Genomic DNA, 4,647 nt, shown 5'->3' on the forward strand with positions numbered 1-4,647 from the left:
GGAAGTGTTGCACTTATGGGTTGAATTCGCCTTGTATAAATTATACCAATCCAGTAAAATAAAACCCACCTAAACAACCAATAAAAAATAGATGCGAAGTTTGTCAGGGTTGTTACATTCAATGAGTGGAAAAAGGAAAAAAATAGAGAAATAAAGTAAGAGATCAGGCGTATGATAAATTTAAACAAGCACTTAAACCCTTGATAGTTTTTCACTTACTGTGTATTGTAACCACGGTGATGATATAGCGTCACTGTGGTTATAAAATAAAAGAAGATAGAGTGCTTTTTATTTCTTCTTTTTAATAAATTTCATTAGACGACGCTTTTTAGAAATTTGTCTAGCGTTTAAACTATTCTTCTTACCTTTAAAAGGGTTGTCCCCACTCTTATATTCAATATGCATTGGTGTATTGCTAAGTCTTAAGGCGTCGATAAAGAAGTTTTTTAAGTAGCGGTCGTAAGCATTAGGCACACTTTTCAAATGGTTGCCATGAAAAGTTAAAGTGGGTGGAAACACATCGGTTTGATTAACATATTTAATCTTAAGTCGCCTGCCTTTGACAGGGGGTGGCTGGTGTCCATAGTTGGCATCTGCCAAAATCTTGTTGAGTTCAGGGGTGCTAAACTCAGCACCTGCATTTTTGTAAGCTTTGATAATGGGTGCGAATAACTTACCAACGCCTGATCCATGTAGGGCAGAGATGTAATGCACACTGGCGTAACTAACAAACGATAATTTAACTTCTAATTTACGCTTTACTTCTTGTTTTTGATAAGCATCCAGCCCATCCCATTTGTTAATCACAATGAGCAAGGCTCTACCGTTATCGGCGCTCATACCTAATAAGGTCGCATCTTGTTCAGTAATGCCTTCATGTGCATCTAATACCAATATTACTACATGAGAGCGTTCTACTGCTTCTTTCGCTTTTAAAATTGAGAATATTTCAACCTTTTCATGTGTGGAGCGTTTACGACGAATACCTGCAGTATCAATTAATGTGTATTTTTGTCCCTCTCGTTCAAAAGGGATGTAGATACTATCACGGGTTGTACCGGGTAAGTCAACTGCTAAGACACGCTCTTCGCCTAATATACGATTAACCAAGGTAGATTTACCAACATTCGGCCGACCTAAAACTGCAACTGCGATACCTTTAACTTCGGCTTCCTGCTCCTCCCCCTCTTCTTTTGGAAGTAACGGTAGGGTGTAATCAATTAAATCACCAATCCCTTGCCCGTGTTCTGCTGAGATGAGTTGTGGCTCGCCTAAGCCTAACTCGTAAAATTCTGTCGCTAAAAAAGGGTCTAGGCCTTCGGCTTTATTACAAACCAAAACAATATCTTTTTTGAGTTTTCGTAATTGAATAGCAATCTCTCTATCCAAGCCAATCACACCATCTCGACTACTGAGAATAAAGTAAATAATATCAGACTCTTCAAGTGCATTGAGCACCTGCGATTGGATGCCGTTATCAATAATATTGTCTTGATTAGTTAGACCGCCAGTGTCAATTAATGTGACATAAGTTTCGCTGTCATCGTCAAATAAAATTTCTCCGTATTGACGGTCGCGTGTTAAACCTTCAAAGTCAGACACTAATGCCTGACGCGATCTACTTAGGCGATTAAATAAGGTGGACTTACCAACATTTGGGCGTCCAACGAGAGAGATAACGGACATAGCAAAAGATGCTTAGCAATTAATTTAAATCATTGAGTTTGATTTGAATTAAAGACACTAACTTTGAACCCTCATCTAATTGAGATATTGCCAATTGGTAATGTTTTTTTGCAGCGTCAATATTATTCTGTGCAAAATAAATATCACCTTTGATATGGTCATACAAAGCACCAAATGCTTTGTTGGTATTTTCTCCTAATGTACTAAGGGCTTTATCGGCATCATTGATTTCTAAATACACACTGACCGCTTTAAATTTTGCATTTTGTGCGATAAATTTATTTGTGCTGTTGGTTAATGGCAATAAATAATTAAGTGCGTCTTGATAATTTTTTTGGCTGACTGCTTGTTTTGCCATTACCAAATCTGCTTGCTGTGCGTAAGTACTCTGAGCATGATTTTCTTTAAGTGCCTTTAAAGCATTAGTATTATTCGGGTTGGCGACCACTGACAAGTAGTAACCTCGTGCTTGAACAGCCTGTTGGCGCTGTTGTCCTTTATAATAATCAAAACCCCAAAGACCACCTAAACCCAGAGACACACCAACAATAATCTGCAACGCATTTTCTTTAATCCACTTTTTGATTTGTTCAGCTTGTTCTTCGTCGGTTTTTCTTACTTCAATAAAATTTTTCATATTTCTCCTTTTAAATAATTTATTGCGTCTTCTATACGCATTGCTTGTTGTCCACTTTGACCTTTGAGCGGTTTAATCGCTACTTGGTTGTTGTTTAACTCTTTTTCTCCTAAAATAATAGCAAAATCTGCATTCGCTTTATCAGCTTTTTTAAATTGCGATTTGAAACTACCCATCGTGATATCATTATAAAGGATTAATGCTGGTAATGCTTCATGGAGTTGCTCGGCAATTTGCAATGATTTTATTTGTGCCTCATCACCTAATGCCACGATATAAGCAGACAGTGTATCACCAGTAATTGATAAATTTTGCTCTTGAATCAATAAAATCAGACGCTCTAAACCCAGTGCAAAACCAACGCCGGAGCAAGGCTTGCCACCCATTTTTTCGACCAAACTATCGTAGCGACCACCCGCACATATTGTAGCTTGTGCACCTAAGTCAGTGGTGGTCCATTCAAATACGGTGCGATTGTAATAATCCAATCCACGCACCAAACGCGTGTTAATGACATAAGGAATATCCATACATTCTAAATATGCTTTAAACGCATCAAAGTGCTTGGCAGATTCTTCGTCTAGATGTGCCATTAATTTAGGTGCTGCTTCAATCAATGTATGTAGATCCTCATTTTTAGAATCTAGAATTCTAAGCGGATTGGTTTTTAAGCGCCTTGTCGAATCTTCGTCTAATTGGTCTTTGTGCTGCGTGAAATAGTCAACCAATACGCTTCGATAGTTAGCGCGTGCCTCGTTAGAGCCAAGTGTGTTGATTTCTAAGGTGATATTCTTTAGTCCTAAGTTTTGCCACAATGAATGCGTGATGGCAATTAATTCAGCATCACTCTTTGCATTATGTGCACCGAATACCTCAGCGCCAATTTGATGAAACTGACGATAGCGACCTTTTTGAGGGCGCTCGTGTCTAAACATTGCGCCTTGATAAAAGACTTTTTGAATGCCTTCTCTTGGTAGATTATGCTCAATCATTGCACGCACCACACCTGCGGTATTTTCAGGTCTAAGGCTTAATAAATCGCCATTTGAGTCCGTCCAAGTGTACATTTCTTTTTCAACAATATCTGTTGTTTGTCCAATTGCACGACAAAAAGTATCAGTCTTTTCCACGACTGGGGTGCGGATATTCTTAAAGCCATAAGCAATAAATGTATCGAAGATGATTTTTTCTAACGACAGCCACAAATGAGAGTCTTTGGGTAGACAATCGTTCATTCCGCGGATGGCATTGATTTTGTTTGACATTGCTAAGTTAAATAATAAATTGGGTGTATTTTACTATGATTTACTTATTAATAATACCGTTTGGTACATGTCCGGCAGGCACATATTCGGCGGCTGATTGGCAGTGTTTGTGTTGGTCATCAAAGAAGATATCAGCGCCAAATTTTTTGAGAAATACGCCTTTATCAAGTCCGTCTAAAAAGAAAGACTCGTCAATACGGATATTCCAAGCGCGCAATGTCTTGATAGCGCGTTTATGTGCGGGCGCACCTCTAGCGGTAACAAGAGCTGTTCTGATTGGGTTGTCTTCTTCTGGGAATGAGGATTGAATGTTGTGTAATGATTTTAAGAAACACTTAAATGGACCTGATTTTAATTCAATATTAGCAGATTTTTTTTCGTTTGCTGAAAAGGCATCCAGTCCTTTTTCTTGGAAAATTTTCTCAGCCTCATCAGAAAATAACACAGCATCACCATCAAAGGCAATACGCAGCTGCGTATTGTGTGCGTTTTTGGTACCAGAGCCAACAATTGATGCAGCGGCAAAACCAGATGCTATGGCTTTTTGTACATCTTTGTAATGACTGGATAAGAATAAATCTGCATTAAACGCATCTAAATAAGTGTGTGTACTTTCGCCACGGGTGAATACAGCTTTGGCAATATTTAAATCATAATGTTCAATAGAATTAAAAATACGCAAACCTGTATCAGCACTGTTGCGAGAAAGCAAAACCACATCAATCGGTGTTTTCTTGCTGTTAAGATTTAGTAGTTTTTTCACCAAAGTAAAGCCAACACCAGGCTTTAGCACAACATCTTCATTTTCTTGCTGATGTTTAGCATACGCCTCAACACCTTGTTCTTTAAATATTTTGTGCGATTTGTCTAAGTCAAACAATGCCCTTGATGAGATGGCAACAACCAGTTTTCCATCCGCATTTTTTTCTACTGCGTGTGCCATGTAAATCCTTTATATTTATCCAGACAGCATTCTATCCATTTTTCAATAAAAATGTTAAGTTCCCCTAATCCAAAAATAGAAATCAAAAAAACACACAAACCCCAACTGGTATAATG

At 38.2% G+C, this 4,647-nt stretch carries 4 protein-coding genes; all 4 read right to left on the reverse strand.

The genetic code is table 11. The features are described from left to right. Positions 1 to 288: 288 nt before the first annotated feature. The 4 genes from der to BAZSYMA_RS08125 are packed head-to-tail and all read right to left on the reverse strand — an operon-like array spanning position 289 to position 4,531. A complete protein-coding gene (gene der, locus BAZSYMA_RS08110) occupies positions 289 to 1,686 on the reverse strand; it encodes a ribosome biogenesis GTPase Der (protein WP_090717738.1) in 1,398 nt (465 codons plus the stop codon). A 19-nt stretch (positions 1,687 to 1,705) separates the two neighbouring features. Then, positions 1,706 to 2,323, reverse strand: a complete 618-nt coding sequence (locus tag BAZSYMA_RS08115) for a YfgM family protein (RefSeq protein ID WP_090717743.1) — start codon at positions 2,321 to 2,323, stop codon at positions 1,706 to 1,708. Then, positions 2,320 to 3,588 (reverse strand): histidine--tRNA ligase, encoded by a 1,269-nt coding sequence (gene hisS / locus BAZSYMA_RS08120; protein WP_090717748.1) that lies wholly within the window; start codon positions 3,586 to 3,588, stop codon positions 2,320 to 2,322. The genes BAZSYMA_RS08115 and hisS overlap by 4 nt, the downstream gene beginning before the upstream one ends. 40 nt (positions 3,589 to 3,628) lie before the next feature. Continuing rightward, a complete protein-coding gene (locus BAZSYMA_RS08125) occupies positions 3,629 to 4,531 on the reverse strand; it encodes a 5'-nucleotidase (RefSeq protein WP_090717751.1) in 903 nt (300 codons plus the stop codon). Between the last annotated feature and the right edge of the window lie 116 nt (positions 4,532 to 4,647).

It is taken from the genome of Bathymodiolus azoricus thioautotrophic gill symbiont, assembly GCF_001298715.1.
GTDB lineage: Bacteria > Pseudomonadota > Gammaproteobacteria > PS1 > Pseudothioglobaceae > Thiodubiliella.

Bases quoted from the DNA above. Each gene is read 5' to 3' on its own strand.
- BAZSYMA_RS08125 (WP_090717751.1), bottom strand. From the start codon at position 4,531: ATGGCACACGCAGTAGAAAAAAATGCGGATGGAAAACTGGTTGTTGCC.
- der (WP_090717738.1), bottom strand. From the start codon at position 1,686: ATGTCCGTTATCTCTCTCGTTGGACGCCCAAATGTTGGTAAGTCCACC.
- hisS (WP_090717748.1), bottom strand. From the start codon at position 3,588: ATGTCAAACAAAATCAATGCCATCCGCGGAATGAACGATTGTCTACCC.
- BAZSYMA_RS08115 (WP_090717743.1), bottom strand. From the start codon at position 2,323: ATGAAAAATTTTATTGAAGTAAGAAAAACCGACGAAGAACAAGCTGAA.